This is a genomic window from Nocardia anaemiae NBRC 100462, assembly GCF_001612725.1.
GTDB lineage: Bacteria > Actinomycetota > Actinomycetes > Mycobacteriales > Mycobacteriaceae > Nocardia > Nocardia anaemiae.
Genome location: NZ_BDAZ01000029.1, coordinates 46,302 through 67,668, shown reverse-complemented (window position 1 = coordinate 67,668; position 21,367 = coordinate 46,302). Strand labels below are relative to the sequence as shown.

Here is a 21,367-nt window from a genome sequence, read left to right as displayed (position 1 = left end):
ATTTCGGCCGCCCACGAGCTTGCTCAATCATAACTAGTTACCGGCAAGTCGGGTGTAGACCTTGGTAGACCGATTCGCACGCACACGCCGGGAGGGGTTTTGCGCATCGATGTGGGCCGGGATCTGCGCGAGCGCGCCGACCAGAATGACGATCTTTCCGAATGGCGGCCAGTTCATTTCGATCTGGCCATCGATAGGGACCGGTCGGCATTATCCGAACTGCTGGCCGCAACGGACGTGCGGGTACTCGACACACTTTCCGACCAATTGCGGCAACTCGTGCTGGCACGCGAACCTGCCTGCTCCACTGCCGAATTGGACGAGCGAGTGCGGCTGCGACTGGGTGAGACAGATCCCGCCGAATACGGCAGGTGGGTGTGGTATCCATGGTCGGCCGATCTGGTACATGTATTGCCCGAGGCGGAATTTCGCGAGGTCCGCACCGACCGCAACCGCTATCGGATCACCCGGGAAGAACAGCAGCGGCTGGCGCGGATGCGGATCGGCGTGGTCGGGCTGTCGGTCGGCAATGCGGCAGCGCTCACCCTCGCACTCGAAGGGATCGGCGGTTCGTTCAAGATCGCGGACTGCGGGCGGCTCGACCTGTCGAATCTGAATCGCATCCGCGCCCGCGTGGCCGACCTCGGCATCGAGAAGTCCGTCATGGCGGCGCGGCAGATGTTCGAGATCGATCCGTATCTCCGAATAGAACGGTGCCCGAGGGGAATTCGTCCGGAGGCGATCGATGATTTCCTGCTCGGCGGCGGCGGTCTCGATCTGGTGGTCGAGGGGTGCGATGATCTGCACACCAAGGCCCTGGTCCGGGAGCGAGCGCGGGTCCACGGCATTCCGGTGCTCATGCCGATCGGCGATCGCGGACTGCTCGATATCGAACGGTTCGATATCGAACCGGATCGGCCGATCTTCCATGGTCTGCTCGGTTCGGTACGGGCCGCAGATCTGCGCGACCTGACCACATCGGCGAAGCTCCCGCACGTCCTGGGAATCCTCGACGCGGCACGGATCAGCACCCGCGCGGCGGCGTCGCTGCCCGAGCTCGGGCGGACGATCGGCAGCTGGCCACAACTGGCCTCCGGCGCCGCGCTGGGCGGCGCGATCGTCGCCGATGCGGCACGGCGACTGCTGCTCGGCGAACCGGTCGCATCCGGGCGCTACTACGTCGATCCAGCCGAGTTGATCGACGCGGGCCACGGCAGCCATCATGAACCTGCCCCGCCCGCCCCACTATTCGCGGTCGCCGAAGAGGCACGGAGGGATCCGCCGCTGCCACCGCAGCCGTCCGAGCGCGGGGTAGTATCCGACGATGCCGTGCGGTGGATAGCGGCCATGGGCGCACTCGCCCCATCCGCACATAACGCGCAGCCGTGGGCGCTGACCTGGCGGCGCGCTACCGCGGTCTTGGAGTGCCGTCACGATCCGAAACGTGATCTGCCCAGCCTCGACTTCGCCCACGGCGCAACGTGGGTCGCTTTCGGTGCGCTGCTCGAGAATATCGAGCTGGCGGCCGGGCAGCTCGGACTGCGCACGCGAATCCGAACCTGGCCCGACGCCGACCTCGTCGCCACGGTCGAACTGTCCGGCGCACCGGAACTGGAGGGATCACCGCTCGTCGCGCAGATCCCGACCCGGGTCACCAACCGGCGTCGCGAGTTGCGGCGACCGCTCGACGCGGAGCTGGCACGATCGCTGGTCGCGGCCTGCGCCGAATTCGGCGGACGGTTGCAATTGTCCTGTGAAAGAACGGAATTGGCGGAGATCGGCGCGCTGATCGGCGCGGCGGATCGCATCGGTCTGCTGAACCGAGCAATGCATCGCGACACGATGAGCAGCTACCGGTGGACACCCGAGGAGGTACGAGCCGAACCCTATGGGATCGATATCGCGACCGCCGAACTCACCGAGGCCGAACGTGCCGCGCTGCGCCTGCTCGGGCAGTGGCGGGTCGCGGAATCTCTGGCCGAGATCGGCGGTGGCCGCGCGCTGGAAGACCTTTCGCGGCGCGCGGTGACCGGCGCCGCCGCGGTGGGGCTGCTGACGGTGCCGGGGGTGTCACGCGAAAGCTACCTGCTCGGCGGACGCGCCATGCAGCGGATGTGGCTCACCGCTGCGGCCGAAGGCATTGCGCTGCAACCGATGACCGCACTGCCCTACCTCTTCGCCCGCCTCGAGCGCGGCGGTGGCCACGGACTCGGCAAGCGCGAGCAGGCCGAACTCCGGGAGCTGCGCGTGCGCTATCGCCGGGTGTTCGATACCGATGCGGACCATGCCGAGGTGCTGCTGTTCCGACTCGCGCACGCGGGACCTCCGACGGCGCGGTCGCTGCGCCGTCCGTTGGTTCAGGTCCTCGAATTCGCCTGAGCCGCGCGCTGACTACGAGGCGTGGTGCGTCGGGTGGTAGTGCTCCCAGGCGTCGGCCAGCGCCTTGCGTACCTCCGGGGGAAGGTAATCCCGGATTTCCGCACACAGATGGACGCTGTTACCGCAGTCGTCGCACCAGATCCGCACCGTGCGTGCGTCCTTGGCGACGGCTTCGGCGATCCAGTCGGCGCGCATATTGCCGTGGTCGACGGTGGCTACCCATCTGTCCCCGTAACCATCGACATCCTTATGGATGGCATTGACCATGGTCACCGCGAACATCGGGTTGGGCTGAGCCTTCTTCTTCGTCATAGCGGAACCCTCCAGCCCTCGAGCGAAATGTTCATGCCACTCAGCAACCCGGTGGTGACCGGTTGCCTCGCGACGCAGGAAGCAACCGTAACTCCGGCCGACCCGCCCGGCAAGCGTCCACTTCGGGTGGAAACCGAAGGGAATCCGCAGGTAAAGAGATCGCAAAGCCGCTAGCCGCATTACCGGTATGGCGCGACGGCTGCCCGTGCCAACGCACTGAACGGCTGCCTGATGGTGGCACAGCAACCGCTCCACAAACGAGTATCCGGCGGCCCGGTCTCCGTCACCAGCGCCTCTGCGGAAACCGGTGTGCGCTACCGGGTTCCGGCGTTTATCAAGGGGAAGGGGTTGGGCACGAAGGGGAGTCGGGATTGCGACGCCGCAGGAGTGGGAAACGGATCGAACGCTCGGCTGAGTGCTCGCTGAGTGCCGACCAGCCGTCCTTGCGCAGATGTATCCACGCCGCGATCAGGACGATGAGGAATTCGATGACGTAGCCGTTGATCAAGACCTTGGTGATCGGCCACCACGGCGGCAGCAGGAACACTCCGATCGACACCCAGGTCTTGCTCCAGTGATACGTCCAGGAGGCGGTCACGGTGAACAGCACCGCCGCCGCCACCCACCAGCGCCAGTTGTCCAGCCCCTTGTGCACGAGGAAGACGAACAGCGGCACGAACCACACCCAGTGATGCCCCCAGGAGAACGGCGATATCGCGCACGCGGTGAGACCGGCCAGGGTGATCGACAGCAGCCGCTCACCCCGCTGATACAGCGCCGTCGTGACCATCAGGCTGGCGATGGTGACCGACCCCGCGATGAGCAACCACAACCACACCGGGGCGGGGCCGCCGAGCAGATGTGCGATGACGCCGCGGATGGACTGGTTCGAGGGGTGATTGTCCTCCGCGATCCGGTTGGATTGGAAAAACGTCGAGGTCCAGTACTGCCGGGAATCGGTGGGCAGGATGAGCCAGGCGAAAGCCACGGTGGCCAGAAAGGTCACGAATGCGGTAATCGCCGAGCGCCATTGCCGCAGTGCCACGAAATAAGCGACGAAGTACATCGGGGTGAGTTTGATACCCGCCGCGATTCCGGCGCCGACGCCGCGCAGTTTGCTTCGGTCCGCGCGCAGGGCGTCCAGCAGCACCAGCAGCATCAGCACCAGGTTGATCTGCCCGAAGTAGAGCGTCTGGCGGACCGGCTCGATGAATACACAGGTGGCCGCGATCAGCACGCTGACCACCACCAGCCGAGTCGTGATCCGATAGCCGAGCAGCCGCCAGCTGAGCAGTACACAGGCGATGAGTATGGCGAGGTTGAACACCAGCCAGGTGTTCGTCACGAACCCCCACGGCACCATGTAGATCGGCACGAACGCGATGGTGGAGAACGGCGTGTAGGTGTACAGCAGCCCGCGCATGGTCGGCTCGGTGTACAGCGGAATGTCGTGCACGATGCGAAACGCACCGTCGCGATAGATGTGCACGTCCAGGCCACCGACCAGGAACCCGCCCTTGTCCAGGAAGGGATCGATGGTGGTGAAGAGCAGGATCACCGACAGCAGGGCACTACCGGCGAGCAGGTATATCGCTGGTCCCGTACGCGGAAACTCCAGCTTCCGGGTGTCTCGCACCGATCCGCTATGACCGAGGCGACACCGTCGCGCGATTCGAGGTACAGGATCCTGTGGGGTGATAAGACCTCATCACGACGACCGATCCATCCCTTCGTCCCGCACCTGCTGCACTACGGCGATAACCAGTTTTTAACGTACCTAATGACCCGCGCCTGCATCATGCCCCGAAGTGCCGGGGCAAGCAAGCGGCGGGATCATCGTTGCCTGCTGGCCCTGGCCCGCCTGCGCTCCGCCTGTAGTTCGGCGAGTTCTTGCTCGAGCATCTCCGCGATGCGGAACTGCCCGGTGTCGTGGATATCGGGCGTGCGAACCACCTGCAGATGCGAATCCGGCTCGGAGGATGTGTTGGTCTTGGCGCGCGCGTTGGCGTTCTCGGTCGACCTGCTGTCCTTGCGGCCCTCGAGCGAACTGGGCTTGCGCGCCGTCGCCGCGGCCGAACCGTTGCCCCGGCGAAGTGCCGACACGACCGACGGCTTGGTCTCCGCGGCGGGCTTGTCCGGGCTCGCCGGGGCGGCCTTGCGCGCGGGCGCCTTGGCCGGGGGCGGCGGGCTGTCGACCTTCGCGACGGGCTTGGTCTCGGCGATCGGCTCCGGCTCCGGCGGTGCGAAGGGGTTGTTCTTCGCGACGACCGGCTTCGCGGCCACCGGCGCGGTCGGCTCCTTGACGACAGCGGGACGGTTCTCCGTCTTCGGGGGCGCGGGCCGCTGCTGGGCCTCCGCATTCTCCGGCGACTGGCCGTTGGTCGGCGCGCGACGCTTCTCGGGTGCGTCCGAGCCCTCTTGCGCGGCAGGGCTTTCCCCGTCGGTCGACTCCTCGACCTCGACCGCTTCGGCCTCCACGATCGCGTCGGCATCCAGCTCCGCGTCCTGTTGCGCACCGTCGGTGGCCGACGGCGCCTCGTATTCCGCGGACTCCTTCTCCGCCCCCGGCGCCACCAGGGCCGCCTGGGTATTCGCGCGATAGGACGCGATCGATGGCATCGTCTGCTTGAGTTGTTCGGCCGGATCGGGCAATTCGCGGACCTGCTCGGTGGCCCGGTAGATGGCCAGGCCGTAGCGTGCGCTGGCCGCGTCGTGGATGAGCAGGGCGACACCGATCATCACCGGCGCGACCGCGTGCACACCGGTCTCGTACCATTCCCCGTCCCGCAGGTACGGGTATGTGTTGAGCGTGACAGTCAATGACAGCAGGGCGATTTCGGCGGCGGCGACCTGTCGGCGGTTGTCGATCACGCCCCATTCGGCGACCTTGTTGGTGCCGACCATGATGATGATCAAGCAGACGCTGATCATCGCCTCGATGAGGTAGCTGAACCAGTACAGCGGATCGCCCGGCCCGCCCGGCGCGATGTTGTGCTGCACATTGACCGCGGACCACAGCATGCCCGCCGCCACCACGCCCGCCAGCGCGCGCAGTGACCATCCCCGATGCCGGTACAGCGACGCCAATTTGGCATGCGGGCTGGACTCCCGCCGCTGCGCCGCAATTGCCTTGCGGGCTACCAATAGATCTCTGATGTCGGCCTTCTCGATCGCTTCCGTGGTCTGCCTGGCGCGGTCGGCCGCGGCGGCCGCGGCCTGCACCTGTTTCCATCGCTGTGCGCGATCCTCGCCGCGAATCTTCTCCGCGAGCTCACGCTCGGCGACCAGTTCGTCCTCGGAGAGCGCCTCGGTCAGCGCGGGATCGAACTGGTAGGCCAGTCGGCCCCGAGCCCGCTCGACCCTTCTCGCGAGCTGTCCGACCTCGTCCTCGACAGGATGATGCTCGATGGTCAATTCGACTCCCCGCGGGAGAGATTCGACGGCAGACAAGTGATCACGCGTGGGAACGGCACCAGACATTCATAGTCGATGCACCGTTGCCAGCGAAACTGTCAATTTGCCGTCAGTGGGTTGTCTTGCGGCGTGCCGCGCGCGACACACGCATCCGAAGTTTCGATTTAACGACGATTCGGCACTTGCGAACGCCGCTCGCGGCGCCATGAACATACGCTTCACCGGCCCGGATTCGCTGCGGCGCAACTGCTTGCCGCCAGCTAACAGCCAACCAGTCGGTTCGTTCAAGGGGTGCCGACACATTCGGGCGTGTCGCCGCCAACTGATCGATAGGTCAGGTGATTTCGGGTCCGCATGCGCCGCGACGTAGTCATCGTGCGTTCATGCCGCGTCCGACAGCGCTTCGCGCCAGTGCCAGGTGTCGGTGTACTGGTGCAGTGCGAGCAGCTTTTCGTCGGCGATATGCCAGATGTGGGCGAATTCGGCGGCCACATGCTTGCCGGTGGCGCGCGCGGTGCCGCGGTAGTGGCCGGTGACGATGACGGTGTTCGGATAGGCGTCGAACCATTCCTCGGCGAAGGGCGCGATCTCGTATTCGCGGAACACCGGCTGCCAGATACCCGCGAGCGCCGTTTCGGGGCTCTGCGCCTGCGTGACGGTCACGCTGGGCATTCCTGGAGCCACCCAGCCCTGGAAGCGCGGATGCAGCGCATCGAGGATGCCCGCGGGGTCTCCGGATTGCGTTGCTTTGTAGAACTTTTCGACTACGTCTCGGTTGCTCATATCGCCCATATTAGAGGGATCGTTCTACATCGACCAGGGGGATCGGCCGGTGATCCGCGGCACAAACTCCTCAGTTGGCGCGGATGCGGGATCGCAGTGCGAGAACGCCTGCGGCCGAGCCGATCATGGCGAGGCCGACGACCCACAGTCCGGCTCGCTGGGTGCCGGTCAGGTCCTTCAGCGCACCGGTGACGTACGGCGCGACGAACCCGCTGACATTGCCGATGGAGTTGATCAGGGCGATTCCGCCCGCCGCGGCCGCGCCGGAGAGAAAGGTGCTCGGCAGCGCCCAGAAGGTGGGCAGCGCCGCGAGCACACCGACGGCACAGACGGTGACCGCGACCATGGCGGCGAACGGGTTGCCCAGATACAGCGCCACCGGAATGGCGAGCCCGCCGACCAGCGCGGGTAGTGCGACATGCCAGGCTCGCTCACCGGTTCGATCGCCGTGTCTGCTCCACAGCACCATCACCACGGCGCCGATCACATAGGGCACCGCATTGATGAGCCCGCGCTGCACCACCGAATAGTGGGTGCCGTACTGCTGTTGGAAGCCGTTGATGATGGTGGGCAGGAAGAATCCGAGTGCGTACAGGCCGTAGACGATGCCGCCGTAGATGAAGGCGAGGCCGAGTACGCGGGGATGGGTGAGCGCCTTGCGCACTGTCCAGTGTTCGACCCGCGCCGCCTGCTCTTTGTCGAGTTCGGCGGTGAGCCAATGTCTTTCGGCCTCGGTCAGCCAGTTGGCCTGTGCCGGACGGTCGGTGAGGAAGAACCAGGTGACCACCGCCAGCACGATCGCGGGCAAGCCCTCGACCAGGAACATGAACCGCCAACCGCTCAGGCCGAATACACCATCGCCGTACTGGATGATCAGACTCGACACCGTCGAGCCCAAGGCGGTCGAAATCGGCACCGCCGTCATGAACAATGCGACGATCTTGGCGCGCTGGGTCTGCGGAAACCAGTAGGTGAGATACAGCAGGATGCCGGGAAAGAATCCGGCCTCGACCACGCCGAGGGTGAATCGCAGGATATAGAGCCAGGTTTCGTTGGGCACGAACGCCATGGCGGTGGCGACCACACCCCAACTCACCATGATTCTGGCGATCCAGCGGCGCGCACCGAACCGGTGCAGCGCCAGATTGCTCGGCACCTCCAGCACGAGATAGCCGATGAAGAAGATGCCGGAGGCGAACCCGAAGGCCGTCTCGGTCAGTCCCAGCTCCGTTTTCATACCGCTCGGCCCGGCGAAACCGATATTGACCCGGTCCAGGTAGTTGATGAAATACAGCAGCCCGAGATAGGGCACCAGTCGAATCGTGACCTTGCGCAACGTCGCGCGGGACACCTCGGGCGTTCCATCCATTCGCGAACTCTCGACCCGCATCCCTTGCGGCGTCAAGTTCCCATGACCGGGACGCCGTGACCCGCGCATGCACAGGATTCGAAAGCGGTCTGTGAGAGGGTCGAACTCGTGGGTGTCGGCAGATTTCGGTTAGCGGCCGCTATCGGAGCGGTCGCCATGAGCGTGTCGACCGGTGTCGCACAAGCCGATAGTTCTGACCGGGTCGTTCCTGACGGTCAGGTGTCGGAGTCGGTGGTGACCGGGGATGGGTCCAGGATTACCGCGGTTCAGGCTCGCGACGATCGGCATCTCACGTTGACGGTGTATTCGGCGGCGATGGGCCGGGAGTTCTCGGTGCAGGTGCAGCGGCCCGCGGATACCGCGGTGCCGCGGCCGACGTTGTATCTGCTGGCCGGGGTCGACGGTGGAGTCGATGGGGCGACCTGGGGCACGAAGACCGATGTCATGGGGTTTTTCGGGGATAAGAATGTCAATGTGGTGCAGCCGCTCGGCGGGGCGTACAGCTACTACGCCGATTGGCGGGCGGCGGACCCGGCGTTGGGGGTCAACAAGTGGCAGACCTATCTGACTCGGGAATTGCCGCCGCTGATCGATGCCGCGTTGGGCACCACCGGACGCAATGCCATCGCGGGGATCTCCACCTCCGGTACATCAGTGCTGTCACTGGCGATTTCGAATCCGGGGTTGTACCGGTCCGTCGGGGCGTTCAGCGGATGCGCGCAGATCAGCGATCCGGTTGGTCAGGCATTCGTCGCGATGTCGGTGCGCAAGGGCGGTGGCGATCCGGTGAATATGTATGGGCCGCCGGACGATCCGATGTGGTCGGCGAACGATCCGTATGTCAATGCCGAAGCCCTGCGCGGGCTGAATCTGTACCTGTCGGCGGGGAGCGGATTGCCCGGGCCGTTCGACACTCCCACCGACCCACACACGCAGAGCTGGGCAGAGGGCGGGCTCCCCCTGCAGGTGACGACGGGCGGTGCGATCGAGGGGGCGACCGCCTGGTGCACCCGCAATATGCGAGCCAGGCTGAATCAGCTCGGCATCGCGGCCACCTACGACCTCGAACCCACCGGCACCCACTCCTGGGGTTACTGGGAACGCGCGCTGAAGGATTCCTGGCCGGTTCTCGCCAATGGCCTGGGCATCTGATGGCCGATTTGTAGCAGCGAAGTGAGGTCGGCGCGGTTCAATTGTCCGATGGCACCGGACCCAGCCGAGCACCATCCAACATCTAGGAGGATTCGTGTCCGAAACCGTGCGTGGCGTGGTTGCCCGTAGTAAGGGCGCACCGGTCGAGCTCGTCGATATCGTGATCCCGGATCCCGGGCCGCACGATGTGGTGGTGCGCATCCAGTCCTGTGGGGTGTGCCATACCGATCTGCACTATCGCGAGGGCGGTATCAACGACGAGTTCCCGTTCCTGCTCGGGCACGAGGCCGCGGGCGTCGTGGAGACCGTCGGGGACGCGGTAACCCATGTGGTCGCGGGCGATTTCGTCATTCTGAACTGGCGCGCGGTGTGCGGCGAATGTCGCGCGTGTAAGCGCGGCCGCCCGTGGTACTGCTTCGCCAGCCACAATGCCAGCAAGAAGATGACGCTCGCCGACGGCACCGAACTCAGCCCCGCCCTCGGCATCGGCGCATTCGCGGATAAGACACTGGTACACGAGGGCCAGTGCACCAAGGTCGACCCGGCTGCCGACCCGGCCGTGGCCGGGCTGCTCGGCTGCGGCGTCATGGCGGGTATCGGCGCGGCAATGAATACCGGCAATGTGTCGCGCGGCGATACGGTGGCGGTCATCGGCTGCGGCGGTGTCGGCGACGCCGCCATCGCGGGTGCGCGGCTCGCCGGTGCGCGGACCATTATCGCGATCGACCGCGATCCCCAGAAGCTCAGCTGGGCAACGGAATTCGGTGCGACGCACACGATCGATGCGAGCAAAACCGATGTCGTCGAACAGATCCAGGAATACACCGACGGTTTCGGCGCGGATGTGGTCATCGATGCGGTCGGCCGCCCGGAAACCTGGAGGCAGGCCTTCTACGGCCGCGACCTTGCGGGCACCGTGGTACTGGTCGGCGTCCCGACCCCGGATATGACCATCGATATGCCGCTGATCGACCTGTTCTCCCGTGGCGGTGCGCTGAAATCCTCCTGGTACGGCGACAGCCTGCCGGAACGCGATTTCCCGATGCTGATCGATCTGTATCTGCAGGGCCGACTTCCCTTGGAGCGCTTCGTCACCGAGCGCATCGCTTTGGACCAGGTCGAGAAGGCCTTCTCCGCAATGCATGCGGGTGCGGTGCTGCGGTCGGTGGTGGTCTGGTGAGCCTGCGCATCGATCGCGTCGTCACCTCCGGCACCTTCGCACTCGACGGCGGCACCTGGGACGTCGACAACAATGTGTGGTTGATCGGCGACGATACCGAGGTGGTCATCGTCGATGCGGCCCATGATGCCGACGCGATCATCGAAGCCGTCGGCGCTCGCAATGTCCGCGCGGTCGTCTGCACCCACGGTCACAACGACCACGTCACCGTCGCACCGGAACTGGCCGAACGCCTCGACACCCCGATCCTGCTGCATCCGGGCGACGACCCGCTCTGGCGTATGACCCACCCCGACGTCGACTACCGATCACTGGCCGATACGCAGCGAATCACCGTGGCGGGCACCGATATCGAAGTCCTGCACACTCCCGGCCACTCCCCCGGCTCCGTCTCGCTCTACCTCCCCGAAGCCACCGCCCTCTTTACCGGCGACACCCTGTTCAACGGCGGCCCCGGCGCCACCGGCCGCTCATTCTCCGACTTCGACACCATCATCGATTCCATCCGAGACCGCCTCCTGACCCTCCCCGACGAAACCACCGTCCACACCGGCCACGGCGACAACACCACCATCGGCACCGAAAAACCCGCCCTGTCCGACTGGATCGCCCGCGGCCACTGAGCCCCGATCAAGATCAGGTGGCGCTGGTGGCGGGGGCTTCTCGACATTTGCCGCCCTGGATTCCACCTGATCTTGATTATTCGACGTATGCCTTGATGCGCTCGAGGGTTTGGCGCATGCCGTCGCGGTTGGTTTTGCTGCGGGCGCGGCCTGCGATGAGCCAGTAGAGGCGCAGGGCTCGGGTGTTTTCGTTGAGTTGGAAGGATTCGGTTACGTCGGTGCCGCCCTCGACGGCCTCGAAACGGTAGCGCCAGGTATTGACCGACATCCCGCGTGGTCCGAGCACGGTGAAGGCGAACTCACGTCCTGGCTCGCACGCGACGATCCGGCAGACCGTCCAATACTTCAGGCCCCAGCCATTGCGGTTGACGTGCCCGCGGAACTTGACGCCGACGGCGGGAGCCGTTGCGCCACCGAGCCATTCGGTGTCGAAGGTCTCCGGCGAGAACTTCCCGGTATTCGTGATATCGCTGACCAGCTCCCAGATCTTCTCGGCGGGCGCTGCCATTCGAACCGTCACGCTATCGTGCATGCCTGCACGCTAGCAGGCGCCTTCTGAGACAGGTCCGCTCAGTGCGGATCGGTCTCGGTCCAGAAGGTGACCAAGTCGGCGCAGACGCGGGCCGGACGGTCCTCGTTCGGTAGGTGGCCGACGCCGTCGTAAACCGCGGTACGCGCGCCCAATTCCTCGGCATAGCGTTCGTGGACGCTCGGCGGCCACAGATCACCGGAGTTGCCGTAGGCGATGAGAATCGGAAGGCCAGCGGCGCGCAGCGCGGCGGTGCAGTCTGTCGGACCCTCCATCACCCGCATGATGCCGACCAAATTCGCCTTCTTGGTTCGGAAGATGCGGTTGCGCAGGAATTCGAGTTTCGCGGGCGGAACCAGCGGGCCGATAGCCTGACTCAGCTGCTCCCACAGCGCTTTCTGGCCACCGCGTTCGATGAGTTGGGCGACCAATTGCGGTGGCGCGAAATTGATATCGGAGGTCGAGGACGGACCGGAGGCGAGCAGGGTGAGGCTGCGGAAGCGGTCCGGATGCGCGGCAAGGGCGGCACGGGCGACGTAGCCGCCGAACGAGTGGCCCACCAGGTGAATCGGTGTGTCGTTGGAGATCTGGTCGGTGACCAGGATCAGATCCTCGGCGAAATCGGCCATGGTGTATCCGGATACGTCGTCCGGACCGTCGGACTGCCACTGTCCGCGCTGATCGTAAGCGACACAACGGAATCCGGCCGCGGACAGCCTCGGCAGCATGGCCTCGAAGTCCTCTTTGGAGCCGGTGAAGCCGGGGACCAATAGCACCGTGCCGCGAATTTCGACATCGTGCGGAGGCACGGATTCCAAGGCGGCCAGTGTGCCCGCCCCGCCGTGCAGGGTGAAGGATGTGGACTGCGCGGTGGCGTGGCTCATCGGTTTCCTCCATCGTGCTCGGCACTAGTGCGGCAACACCCTCCATTCTAACCGAGCGCGCATTCGGGATTGTTATTTATTCGAGATATTTCAGAACAAAGTCATCGGCTCGGTCGGAATGGGCTCGGGCAGCGGCTCGCGTTCGGGCAGTCGGGCGCGTACCTCGTCGTGGAAGCGGCGGGCGAGGTGCAGCGAGGACGCGTTGTCCGGGGTGTGGATGAAAACCGTTGGCGAGCGCCCCTCGTGCAGCCACGCGATGACGATGTCGAGCCACCGCTGCCAGCCAGCAATCGTGCGCTCGGCCGAATCGCGGCCGTGATAGCGGACGATCGGGAATTCGGTGAGCGCTCGGGTGCGGCGCGGCACCCGCGGTTTCTTCGCCCGCGCCTCGGCCTCCGCGGCGCTCTCGGCGGGTCCTTCGAAAAGCAAAGCGGTGTCGAAGGGCACCCATTCGGCACCTACCCGCGCAAGTACGTGCTCCAATTGCCGTGCGGCACTTTGATTTTCGAAGAATGCCGGATGACGGACCTCGACAGCGGACCGGTACGAGTCGGGCAGCGTGCGCAGGAATCCGGCCAGCGTTGCGAGATCGGTCGGCCCGAATGAGCCCGGCAACTGCACCCAGAGCGCATGGATGCGCGGGCCGAGCGGTTCCATCGCATTCAGGAAGGTGCGCAGTTCTACCTCCGCACCGTGCAGTCTGCGCTCGTGCGTGATCGGCTTGGGCAGTTTGATGACGAAACGGAAGTCGGGATCGGTCTGCTTCGCCCACGACTCCACCGTGTTGCGCGTCGGCGTCGCATAGAAGGTCGTATTGCCTTCCACCGCAGTGCACCATGAGGCGTAATGCCGCAGTCGCTCCGCCGGAACCGGTTGATATTCCTGCCATGCCGCGTGCGTCCACATCGCACATCCCACGTGAAGCCGCATGACAACGACGCTAACGCACCAACCGGCCACCCGTCCGGGCGGTCGAGCGGGCTCACGTACGCTGACGGCTCCACCTCCAGCACCTCGGGAAAGAGATCATGACGCGGTTCGAGAACGTCAGTGTGGCCAAGAAGGCCAATGTGTACTTCGACGGCAAGTGCATCAGCCACAACATCGAGCTGGCCGATGGCACCGCGAAGTCGGTCGGCGTCATCCTGCCGTCCACCCTGACGTTCAATACGGTCGAGCCGGAGATCATGGAGCTGGTCCAGGGCGAGTGCAAGGTCACCCTGGCCGGTGAAACCGAAGCCGTGACGTACGTGGGCGGCGAATCGTTCGAGGTGCCGGGCAATAGCTCATTCGAGATCGAGGTGCTTTCGACGGTGCACTACGTCTGCCACTTCGGCTGAGCCGGTCAGACGGGCACCGCACCCAGACCAGCTGCCAGCGCGGTCAATACATCCGCGCATCCGGCATCGACGGTGAGCGCGGCGAGGTCATCACCGCGGGTCCGGCCACGGTTCACGATGGCGACCGGCTTGCCCTGTTTCGCCGCGTATCGCACGAACCGCAGCCCGGACATCACCGTCAGCGACGATCCCGCCACCAATAGCGCGTCGGCCGCCTCGACCACTTCGAACGCGGCCGCGACGCGCTGCTTGGGGACGTTCTCCCCGAAGTACACGATGTCCGGTTTGAGCATGCCGCCGCAGTGCGCGCAGTCCACCATCCGGAAATTCGCGGTATCGGCGACCACCGCATCCGCATCGGGCGCGACCTCGACCCCGGTGGCCGTCGCCGATGCCGCGAACCCCGGATTGGCCGCCTCCAACCGCTCGGCCAAGGTCATTCGCGAAATCAGCGCCTCGCAGCCGAGACACCGCACTCGCGCATAGGTTCCGTGCAGATCGATGACCCGCCGGTGCCCCGCCTTGGTATGCAGCAGATCGACATTCTGCGTGATCAAACCGGTGACGACGCCGGACCGCTCCAACCGGGCCAGCGCCCGATGCGCCGCATTCGGCCGTGACCCGTCCATGGCCCGCCACCCGATATGGTTGCGCGCCCAGTACCGCTGCCGAAACGCCGCGTCGCCCACGAACTGCTGATACGTCATCGGTGTCCGCACCGGCGAACCCGGCCCCCGGTAATCCGGAATCCCGCTGTCGGTCGACACCCCGGCCCCCGTCAGCACCGCCACCCGCCGCCCCGTCAGGAGCCCGGACAAGCGCTCGACAGCGGCGGAATCAGCGGACATGGAATTCAGCGTAAGCGCCGCCGCCCGGTCGGTGCCCCCGGGCGGCGGCGAAGGCATTGCGTCGGTCCCGATCAGGCCTGCAGGGCGACCTCGATTTCCAGGGTGAGGGTGATCTTGTCGCCGATCACCGCGCCGCCGTCGGGCAGCGGCATATCGATGGTGATGCCGAAGTCGCGACGGTTGATGACGGTCTTGGCCTCGAAACCGGCGACCGGGCCCTGGCCCATGCCGGGGTTGACGCCGAGGAATTCGACATCGAGGGAGACCGGGCGGGTGGTGCCGCGGATGGTGAAGTCACCGTCGACGACGAAATCCTCGCCGTTGACACGGAATCCGGTCGACTTGAAGGTGGCCACCGGGAAGTCGGCGGCGTGGAAGAAGTCGGCGGTGCGCAGGTGCGCGTCGCGCTGCTCGTTGTCGGTGGTCACCGAGTCGACGAGGATCTCGGCCTCGGCCGAGGCGGTGCCGTCTTCATTGATGACCAGCTTGCCGGAGAAGTCGGCGAAGCGACCGCGGACCTTGCTGACCATCAGGTGACGCACGGTGAATCCGAGGGTGGAGTGGGCGGGATCGATGACCCAGGTGCCTGCGGTCAGGTTCTTGGCGGTGGTGGTCGACATTGTCGTTCTCCTCATATAGTTGAGATTTCAATTACGTGGATACAGGTATTCAGTTCTGGCATTACCGGACGGTGCGCCGTTGCACCGGGGATCAGGTCGCGGCGACGAATTCCGCTGCCGCACGGCCTATTCCGACGAGTAGCCGGTGGGAGCGCCCAGTCACTGCGCGACCTCGACGGCCTCGTCCCTGGCCGCGACCAATGACGCATGAGTCGGCGCGTCCGGCACATGAGCCGGACGCAGTGCGTCGAACTCCTTGCGCAGCACCGGAACTACCTCCGCACCGAGCAGATCGAGTTGTTCCAGGACCGTTTTCAACGGTAGACCGGCGTGGTCCATCAGGAACAGCTGTCGCTGATAGTCGCCGAAGCTTTCCCGGAACGTCATGGTCTTTTCGATCACCTGCTGCGGACTACCGACGGTCAGCGGCGTCTGCTCGGTGAAATCCTCGAGCGACGGGCCGTGGCCGTAGACGGGCGCGTTGTCGAAGTATGGCCGGAATTCGCGCACCGCGTCCTGGGAGTTCTTGCGCATGAACACCTGTCCGCCGAGGCCGACTATGGCCTGGTCGGCAGAGCCGTGGCCGTAGTGCTCGAACCGGCTCCGGTATAGCTCGATCAGCCGCTGGAAGTGCTCCTTCGGCCAGAAAATATTGTTCGCGAAGAAGCCGTCGCCGTAATAGGCGGCCTGCTCGGCGATTTCCGGGCTGCGGATCGACCCGTGCCAGACGAACGGTGGCACACCGTCCAGCGGTCGCGGGGTCGCGGTGAACGCCTGCAACGGAGTACGGAACCGCCCCTCCCAGTCGACCACATCCTCGCGCCAGAGCCGGTGCAGCAGATGGTAGTTCTCGATGGCCAGCGCGATGCCGTCGCGAATATCCTTGCCGAACCAAGGGTAGACGGGGCCGGTATTGCCGCGGCCGAGCATCAGATCGACGCGACCGTCGGCCAGATGCTGCAGCATGGCGAAGTCCTCGGCGATCTTCACCGGGTCGTTGGTGGTGATGAGGGTCGTCGCGGTGGACAGCTGCAACCGCTCGGTCCGCGCCGCGATATAGCCGAGCATCGTGGTCGGCGAGGACGGCACGAACGGCGGGTTGTGATGTTCGCCGGTGGCGAATACGTCCAGGCCGACCTCTTCGGCCTTGCGCGCGATCGCGACCATCGCCTTGATGCGCTCGTGTTCGGTCGGGGCCCGACCTGTCGTCGGGTCGACCGTCACATCGCCAACGGTGAAAATTCCGAACTGCACGCCGCCTCCTCTCGGAAAGTCTGACACCTATTTGGTGGATATGGCAACCAACAGGGTGGTGTCGTCATCTATTCCCCGGCCTCCCGGGTCACTTGCGAAGGCGTGACTCCAGGCCGTCCATCACACAGAGCAGACCGAAATCGAAGGCCATCGCGCGGGCGGTCTGATAATCGGCGGGTTGCATCTTCCGGTAGTCGTCGAGCATCTCCGGATAATCGGAGGCGAGTTCATCCATGACATCGAGCACAGTCTCCTTGTCGAAACCCTTGTCGCCGAATGCCTTCGCCGCGGTGATCTCCGGGATGACCTGCCCGAGTACATAACTGGTCACGGTGCCACTCGCGAGGTAGATGTCGACGCCGGTGAATCCGGCGCTGATGAAGGTGCGGCGCAGGCGATCACTGAGTTCGAAGGCCTTCGGGCCGACGCTCGGCAGCGAGCCGATCAAGGTGGTCACCCAGGGATGGTCGATCATGGTGAGCCGGAAGTTGTAGGCGTAGGTGGTGACGACCTCACGCCATGAAGCCTGCTCCGGATCCGGGATCCGCACCAGCCCCCAGATCTCGTCGAGGACGAGTTCGAGCAGTTCATCCTTATTCGCGACATGCCAGTAGAGGCTCGTCGCGCCCGCATCGAGCTTCGCGCCGAGCCTGCGCATGCTCAGCGCACCGAGGCCTTCGGCGTCCAATACCTCGATTGCGGCGGCGACGATCTGGTCGCGGCGCAGTCCGGCCGCCTTCGGCTGGCGCGGCTCACGGGTCCACACCGAGGAGAACTGCTGCTTTGTCACAGCTCCGCCTCGCTAGCGCTCGGCTCCGCTGCGACAAGATCTGCTGCGTCTTCGGTTCCTTCGCTGCGCTCAGTCACAACGCCAGCATAATTCTCTCGCACATTGTGCGATTCTATCGTACAGTGTTCGAGTGGAATCGAACGTTGTACGAGATCCTCGCCGCTGGTGGATTCTGGGGGTCCTCTGTCTGTCTCTGCTGGTGCTGATGATCGACGGCACTGTGCTCAATATCGCTATTCCGTCGCTGATCCGGGAACTCGACGCGACCCCGTCGGATGTCCAGTGGATCCTCGACGCCTATGTCCTCGTCTTCGCTGGACTGTTGCTCACCGCGGGCAGCCTGTCCGACCGGTTCGGACGGCGGCGCATGCTGGTGCTCGGGCTGGCACTGTTCGGCGCGGCGTCGCTTGCCGCCGTATTGGCGACCGAGCCATGGCAAGTGGTCGGGGCCCGCGCACTGATGGGCGTCGGCGGTTCGCTGCTCATGCCATCGACCCTGTCCATCCTGATGATCACCTTCGCCGAAGACGAGCGGCGCAAGGCGATGGCGGCTTGGTCCACCGTCTCGATGGTCGGCATCGTGCTCGGGCCGACGCTGGGCGGGTTTCTGCTGCAGCACTATTGGTGGGGTTCGGTGTTCCTGCTCAATATTCCGGTCGCGGTGCTGGCGATTGTCGCCGCGCTGGTTCTGATGCCGGAAACCACCGGTGAGCAGCGGCCGGTCGACCTGATCGGGGTACTGCTCTCCATCGTCGCGCTCACCTCGACGGTCTACGTCATCATCGAGCGGGAGTGGAATATTCCGATGATCGGCCTCGCCGTGGTCACCGGTCTGGCATTCGTGGTCTGGGAGAGCCGGTCGGCGCATCCGATGCTGCCGCTGGCGGTATTCCGCAATCGCGATTTCACCGGCACCTGCTGCACGCTGCTGCTGATGGTGTTCGGCATGGGTGCGATCATGCTGATGCTCACCCAGTACCTGCAGTTCGTGCTCGGCTACGGGCCGATGAAGGCGGGTCTTGCTCTGCTGCCGTACGCGGTGGCCGCGGCGGTATGCAATGGTCTCGGCGCGACGCTGGGCAAGAAGTTGAGTAATAAGACGCTCATCGTCGCCGGTCTGCTCGTCATGGGCGTGGCGTTCGCGATCCTGGCCGTCGGTACCGGATATTTCGCGGTGCTGGCAAGCATGCTGGTCATGGGGATCGGCGGTGGTCTGGCGGGCCCGGCCGCGTATGCCGCGATCATGAGCGCGATTCCGCTGGAGCACGCGGGCGTCGGCTCGGCCATGAACGACACGCTGCAGCAGGTCGGCATGGCGATCAGCATCGCGATCCTCGGCAGCGTACTGGCCGGTGTGTTCACCGCCCATATGCCCGACGACGCACCCGATGCCGCACGTGAATCCATCGGCGCCGCTTTCCAACTCGGCTATATCGAACCGGCCAAGGACGCGTTCACCGATGCGATGTCGACCGGCGCCTGGATCAGTGCGGGCTTCAGCATCGCCGCCGCCCTACTCGGATTGGCGCTGCTGCGGACACGTCCCGCGCCGCAGATCGACACGCCGGAGGAAGTAACCGTGCCATAGCTGGCGTCGATTTTTCGTCCCGAATCCGGTCCGCTCGCACGCAGGCTCGGCTAGGCTCCCCTCGACCTTCTTGCCGCGCAAATGAGTACATTTGCACGGGAGCATCTCGAGCAGGAGCGTCGAGCCTGCGTGTGCGTTTGCCAACATCGAAAATCCTGGTGACGGAATGGAATACCGAATGAAGCTTTGCGATAGCACTGCGGCGGCGATCCTTGTCATCGGTGCCGTGACCCTGGGCGCCGGAGTCTCGCATGCCGAGCCGGTCGCCGCGCCCGCGCGGCAGGACATCACCTACTCGGTCAAGCTGGTCGAGAAGACCGTCGTCGCCAGCGTGCGCGGCGGCACATTCACACTCGCCAAGGCGGCGGAAAGCGAGCTCGCGGCGGGCGGTGACGGGCGGCTGGTCGACAAGGACGGCACCTTGGTCGACAAGGAGGGCAAGGCCGCCGATATCGCCGACGTGGTCGATGTCGTCGATCTGGCCGATACCGACGGCCACGTCGTTTTGACACTGCCATTGCGATTCCGGGTCGCCGATACCGACATTCCGGTCAAGCCCGCGGTCGAAAAGGACGGCACCGTCCTGGAACTGGCGCCGCAGAAGCCCGCCGGACTCGACGTCTCCCAGCCACTGGCCGTCAAGCCGGTGGCATCGATGACCGAAAACTACCGCGCCCGTGACGAATTCGCCACCCAGTTCGGTCTGGCCACGGCGGTCGGCGGCTTCGTCGGAACCGCCATCGGCGCGGTCGTCGGATGTGTCGCAACCATTGCCGCCGGATGCATCCTCGGCTTGACCACCGGTGCGGCCCTCGGCGGGATCATCGGCACGATCGCCGTTGGCGGACCGGTGCTGATCGCGTCCGGCGTGGATTACGTCAATACGATGTTGGCTCCGGACGGGACCACACGGTTCGCGGATAAGACGACCCAAGCCGCGCCGACCACCACGGCCGCACCGAAATAGGGCCCTCAACCGCAGAAGGCGGCGTCTACCAGGCCGTCCATGGCGGCCCGGTAGCCGAGGCCGTACATGGGCGGCACTTGGTTGAGGCCGACGGTGATCGAGCGGCGAGGGGTGTAGCCGCCGAAGACGAAGAATCCGTCCATGGCGCCGCCGTGGCTCCAGATATCCATGCCGCAGGCATTGGTGCGGTGGAACAGACCGAGACCGACATCGTCGGCCAGGGCTGGGTCGCCGCCGTGGATGGTGCGCTGCATTTCGGCGAGCTCGGTCGGGCCGAGCAGTTCTCCGGTGAGCAGGGCGGTGAAGAAGCGGTTCAGGTCGGCGTCGGTGGAGACGAGTGCGCCATCGGCCAGGCCCCAGCCCGGGTCGATATCGGTGATGTCGACCTGGGTGCCGTTGAAGATCTGATATGCGCGCGGATGCGGACCGCGAATCACGTTCTCGTGCGGGAAGGCGGGCCAATAGGTGTCGCGCAGTTGCAGCGGCTCGAGGATCCGTGCGGTCACCTCGGCGCCGACCGGTCGTCCCGTGACCTGCTCGATCAGCTTTCCGGCAAGCAGGTAGTTGGTATTGGAGTAACTGAAAGCCGAACCGGGTGCGAACAGCGCGGGCATATCCAAACCGAGTCGGATCAGCTGATCCGAGGTTTGGTACCGCTGCAACGCCTCGACCGAGCCCCATTCCAATCGAACGAGATAGTCCGGAATTCCGCTGGTGTGCTGCAACAGATTTCGGACGGTGATCAGATTCCCGTCGCCGCCGGGGCCGCGCACCACACCGGGCAGATAATCCTCGATCGGAGCATCGAGCTGGATACGCCCCTCCCCCACCAACTGCAGCACAACGGTCGCCACGAATGTCTTGGTATTGCTGGCGATCCGGACCTGTGCATCATCCGGAAACGCCGCGCGCGACGCGAGATCGCCGACGCCGCTGTTGAATTGGGTCGCGTCGCCGTCGGCGGTAACGACCAGCTGCGCACCCGGCACGAAAGTCGAGCGGACCAGGTCATCCAGGCGGGATTGCAGCACGTTGAGGCGCACCGGCGCCGGTTGGGCCGAGGACGCCGCGAGGTTCGGCAGCACCGAAATCATCATCAGCGCCGCGACCAGAGTCGTCGTTAGCTTGAACCGCCGCATTCGTCCTCCATCCCCACGGCCCGCTCGGCCGTTCCTTCGGTGCGGAGAGTTGTACCGGCATGGGTCCCGTTCGGTTCGAAGAAAAATCCGGCGCGGGCGCGTCGTCGGTCGCAGTGTCGGGTCGGACCGGCACCGAACACGAGCCACACGGGAGCAGCCATGTATACGAGACTAGATCGTGAATCCGTGCAGATCA

20 protein-coding genes are annotated in these 21,367 nt (G+C 65.1%); 7 read left to right on the top strand and 13 right to left on the bottom strand.

The window, feature by feature from the left end:
• Positions 1–99 precede the first annotated feature (99 nt).
• Positions 100–2,379: an Rv1355c family protein gene (locus NA5_RS18660; protein ID WP_062987753.1), complete on the top strand. Its 2,280-nt coding sequence runs from the start codon at positions 100–102 to the stop codon at positions 2,377–2,379.
• 12 nt (positions 2,380–2,391) lie between these two features.
• Here NA5_RS18660 and NA5_RS18655 read toward each other — a convergent pair whose 3' ends face one another.
• The 5 genes from NA5_RS18655 to NA5_RS18635 form a co-directional block, all read right to left on the bottom strand.
• Positions 2,392–2,691 carry a hypothetical protein gene (locus NA5_RS18655; RefSeq protein WP_062987751.1) on the bottom strand — a complete coding sequence of 100 codons (300 nt, stop codon included), beginning with the start codon at positions 2,689–2,691 and terminating at the stop codon, positions 2,392–2,394.
• Positions 2,692–3,025: 334 nt separating this feature from the next.
• On the bottom strand, positions 3,026–4,327 hold the full coding sequence (locus NA5_RS18650; protein ID WP_245672290.1) for a glycosyltransferase 87 family protein: 1,302 nt from the start codon (positions 4,325–4,327) through the stop codon (positions 3,026–3,028).
• A gap of 197 nt (positions 4,328–4,524) precedes the next feature.
• Positions 4,525–6,105, bottom strand: coding sequence for a hypothetical protein (locus NA5_RS18645; RefSeq protein WP_062987749.1), 1,581 nt, complete (start codon positions 6,103–6,105; stop codon positions 4,525–4,527).
• A 381-nt stretch (positions 6,106–6,486) separates the two neighbouring features.
• The gene (locus NA5_RS18640; RefSeq protein ID WP_062987959.1) at positions 6,487–6,888 is read right to left on the bottom strand and encodes a nuclear transport factor 2 family protein; all 402 of its coding nucleotides are present in this window, start codon (positions 6,886–6,888) and stop codon (positions 6,487–6,489) included.
• Positions 6,889–6,958: 70 nt separating this feature from the next.
• Positions 6,959–8,257, bottom strand: coding sequence for an MFS transporter (locus NA5_RS18635; protein ID WP_062987747.1), 1,299 nt, complete (start codon positions 8,255–8,257; stop codon positions 6,959–6,961).
• 156 nt (positions 8,258–8,413) lie between these two features.
• Here NA5_RS18635 and NA5_RS18630 point away from each other — a divergent pair, with 156 nt between their 5' ends.
• The 3 genes from NA5_RS18630 to NA5_RS18620 all read left to right on the top strand — a co-directional run bounded on the left by NA5_RS18630 (position 8,414) and on the right by NA5_RS18620 (position 11,212).
• Positions 8,414–9,409 carry an alpha/beta hydrolase gene (locus NA5_RS18630; RefSeq protein ID WP_062987746.1) on the top strand — a complete coding sequence of 332 codons (996 nt, stop codon included), beginning with the start codon at positions 8,414–8,416 and terminating at the stop codon, positions 9,407–9,409.
• Between the two features lie 94 nt (positions 9,410–9,503).
• On the top strand, positions 9,504–10,589 hold the full coding sequence (locus NA5_RS18625; RefSeq protein ID WP_062987744.1) for an S-(hydroxymethyl)mycothiol dehydrogenase: 1,086 nt from the start codon (positions 9,504–9,506) through the stop codon (positions 10,587–10,589).
• A complete protein-coding gene (locus NA5_RS18620; RefSeq protein ID WP_062987742.1) occupies positions 10,586–11,212 on the top strand; it encodes an MBL fold metallo-hydrolase in 627 nt (208 codons plus the stop codon). The genes NA5_RS18625 and NA5_RS18620 overlap by 4 nt, the downstream gene beginning before the upstream one ends.
• Before the next feature lie 76 nt (positions 11,213–11,288).
• Here NA5_RS18620 and NA5_RS18615 read toward each other — a convergent pair whose 3' ends face one another.
• The 3 genes from NA5_RS18615 to NA5_RS18605 all read right to left on the bottom strand — a co-directional run bounded on the left by NA5_RS18615 (position 11,289) and on the right by NA5_RS18605 (position 13,555).
• Positions 11,289–11,744: an SRPBCC family protein gene (locus NA5_RS18615; RefSeq protein ID WP_062987740.1), complete on the bottom strand. Its 456-nt coding sequence runs from the start codon at positions 11,742–11,744 to the stop codon at positions 11,289–11,291.
• A gap of 38 nt (positions 11,745–11,782) precedes the next feature.
• Positions 11,783–12,625 carry an alpha/beta fold hydrolase gene (locus tag NA5_RS18610; protein ID WP_062987738.1) on the bottom strand — a complete coding sequence of 281 codons (843 nt, stop codon included), beginning with the start codon at positions 12,623–12,625 and terminating at the stop codon, positions 11,783–11,785.
• A 90-nt stretch (positions 12,626–12,715) separates the two neighbouring features.
• Positions 12,716–13,555 carry a DUF72 domain-containing protein gene (locus tag NA5_RS18605; protein ID WP_084484240.1) on the bottom strand — a complete coding sequence of 280 codons (840 nt, stop codon included), beginning with the start codon at positions 13,553–13,555 and terminating at the stop codon, positions 12,716–12,718.
• A 98-nt stretch (positions 13,556–13,653) separates the two neighbouring features.
• On the opposite strand from NA5_RS18605, the gene ppnP reads away from it, so the two are divergent.
• A complete protein-coding gene (gene ppnP / locus NA5_RS18600; RefSeq protein WP_062987734.1) occupies positions 13,654–13,965 on the top strand; it encodes a pyrimidine/purine nucleoside phosphorylase in 312 nt (103 codons plus the stop codon).
• A 5-nt stretch (positions 13,966–13,970) separates the two neighbouring features.
• Here the strand turns inward: ppnP and NA5_RS18595 are convergent, their stop codons facing one another.
• The 4 genes from NA5_RS18595 to NA5_RS18580 all read right to left on the bottom strand — a co-directional run bounded on the left by NA5_RS18595 (position 13,971) and on the right by NA5_RS18580 (position 17,477).
• Positions 13,971–14,813: an NAD-dependent protein deacetylase gene (locus NA5_RS18595; protein ID WP_062987957.1), complete on the bottom strand. Its 843-nt coding sequence runs from the start codon at positions 14,811–14,813 to the stop codon at positions 13,971–13,973.
• A gap of 71 nt (positions 14,814–14,884) precedes the next feature.
• Complete coding sequence (locus NA5_RS18590) at positions 14,885–15,433, bottom strand: YceI family protein (protein ID WP_062987731.1); 549 nt, start codon at positions 15,431–15,433, stop codon at positions 14,885–14,887.
• A gap of 159 nt (positions 15,434–15,592) precedes the next feature.
• Positions 15,593–16,687, bottom strand: a complete 1,095-nt coding sequence (locus tag NA5_RS18585) for an LLM class flavin-dependent oxidoreductase (RefSeq protein ID WP_062987730.1) — start codon at positions 16,685–16,687, stop codon at positions 15,593–15,595.
• Positions 16,688–16,775: 88 nt separating this feature from the next.
• A complete protein-coding gene (locus tag NA5_RS18580) occupies positions 16,776–17,477 on the bottom strand; it encodes a TetR/AcrR family transcriptional regulator C-terminal domain-containing protein (RefSeq protein WP_062987728.1) in 702 nt (233 codons plus the stop codon).
• A 130-nt stretch (positions 17,478–17,607) separates the two neighbouring features.
• Here NA5_RS18580 and NA5_RS18575 point away from each other — a divergent pair, with 130 nt between their 5' ends.
• A complete protein-coding gene (locus NA5_RS18575; protein ID WP_245672289.1) occupies positions 17,608–19,065 on the top strand; it encodes an MFS transporter in 1,458 nt (485 codons plus the stop codon).
• A 178-nt stretch (positions 19,066–19,243) separates the two neighbouring features.
• Entirely contained in the window at positions 19,244–20,032 is a 789-nt protein-coding gene (locus tag NA5_RS18570) for a DUF8020 domain-containing protein (RefSeq protein WP_062987954.1), read from the top strand.
• 5 nt (positions 20,033–20,037) lie between these two features.
• Here NA5_RS18570 and NA5_RS18565 read toward each other — a convergent pair whose 3' ends face one another.
• Positions 20,038–21,171 (bottom strand): serine hydrolase domain-containing protein, encoded by a 1,134-nt coding sequence (locus NA5_RS18565; protein ID WP_062987726.1) that lies wholly within the window; start codon positions 21,169–21,171, stop codon positions 20,038–20,040.
• Positions 21,172–21,367: the final 196 nt, after the last annotated feature.

Bases quoted from the DNA above. Each gene is read 5' to 3' on its own strand.
- NA5_RS18655 (WP_062987751.1), bottom strand. From the start codon at position 2,691: ATGACGAAGAAGAAGGCTCAGCCCAACCCGATGTTCGCGGTGACCATG.
- NA5_RS18640 (WP_062987959.1), bottom strand. From the start codon at position 6,888: ATGAGCAACCGAGACGTAGTCGAAAAGTTCTACAAAGCAACGCAATCC.
- NA5_RS18635 (WP_062987747.1), bottom strand. From the start codon at position 8,257: ATGGATGGAACGCCCGAGGTGTCCCGCGCGACGTTGCGCAAGGTCACG.
- NA5_RS18630 (WP_062987746.1), top strand. From the start codon at position 8,414: ATGAGCGTGTCGACCGGTGTCGCACAAGCCGATAGTTCTGACCGGGTC.
- NA5_RS18615 (WP_062987740.1), bottom strand. From the start codon at position 11,744: ATGCACGATAGCGTGACGGTTCGAATGGCAGCGCCCGCCGAGAAGATC.
- NA5_RS18610 (WP_062987738.1), bottom strand. From the start codon at position 12,625: ATGAGCCACGCCACCGCGCAGTCCACATCCTTCACCCTGCACGGCGGG.
- NA5_RS18605 (WP_084484240.1), bottom strand. From the start codon at position 13,555: ATGCGGCTTCACGTGGGATGTGCGATGTGGACGCACGCGGCATGGCAG.
- ppnP (WP_062987734.1), top strand. From the start codon at position 13,654: ATGACGCGGTTCGAGAACGTCAGTGTGGCCAAGAAGGCCAATGTGTAC.
- NA5_RS18595 (WP_062987957.1), bottom strand. From the start codon at position 14,813: ATGTCCGCTGATTCCGCCGCTGTCGAGCGCTTGTCCGGGCTCCTGACG.
- NA5_RS18590 (WP_062987731.1), bottom strand. From the start codon at position 15,433: ATGTCGACCACCACCGCCAAGAACCTGACCGCAGGCACCTGGGTCATC.
- NA5_RS18570 (WP_062987954.1), top strand. From the start codon at position 19,244: ATGAAGCTTTGCGATAGCACTGCGGCGGCGATCCTTGTCATCGGTGCC.
- NA5_RS18565 (WP_062987726.1), bottom strand. From the start codon at position 21,171: ATGCGGCGGTTCAAGCTAACGACGACTCTGGTCGCGGCGCTGATGATG.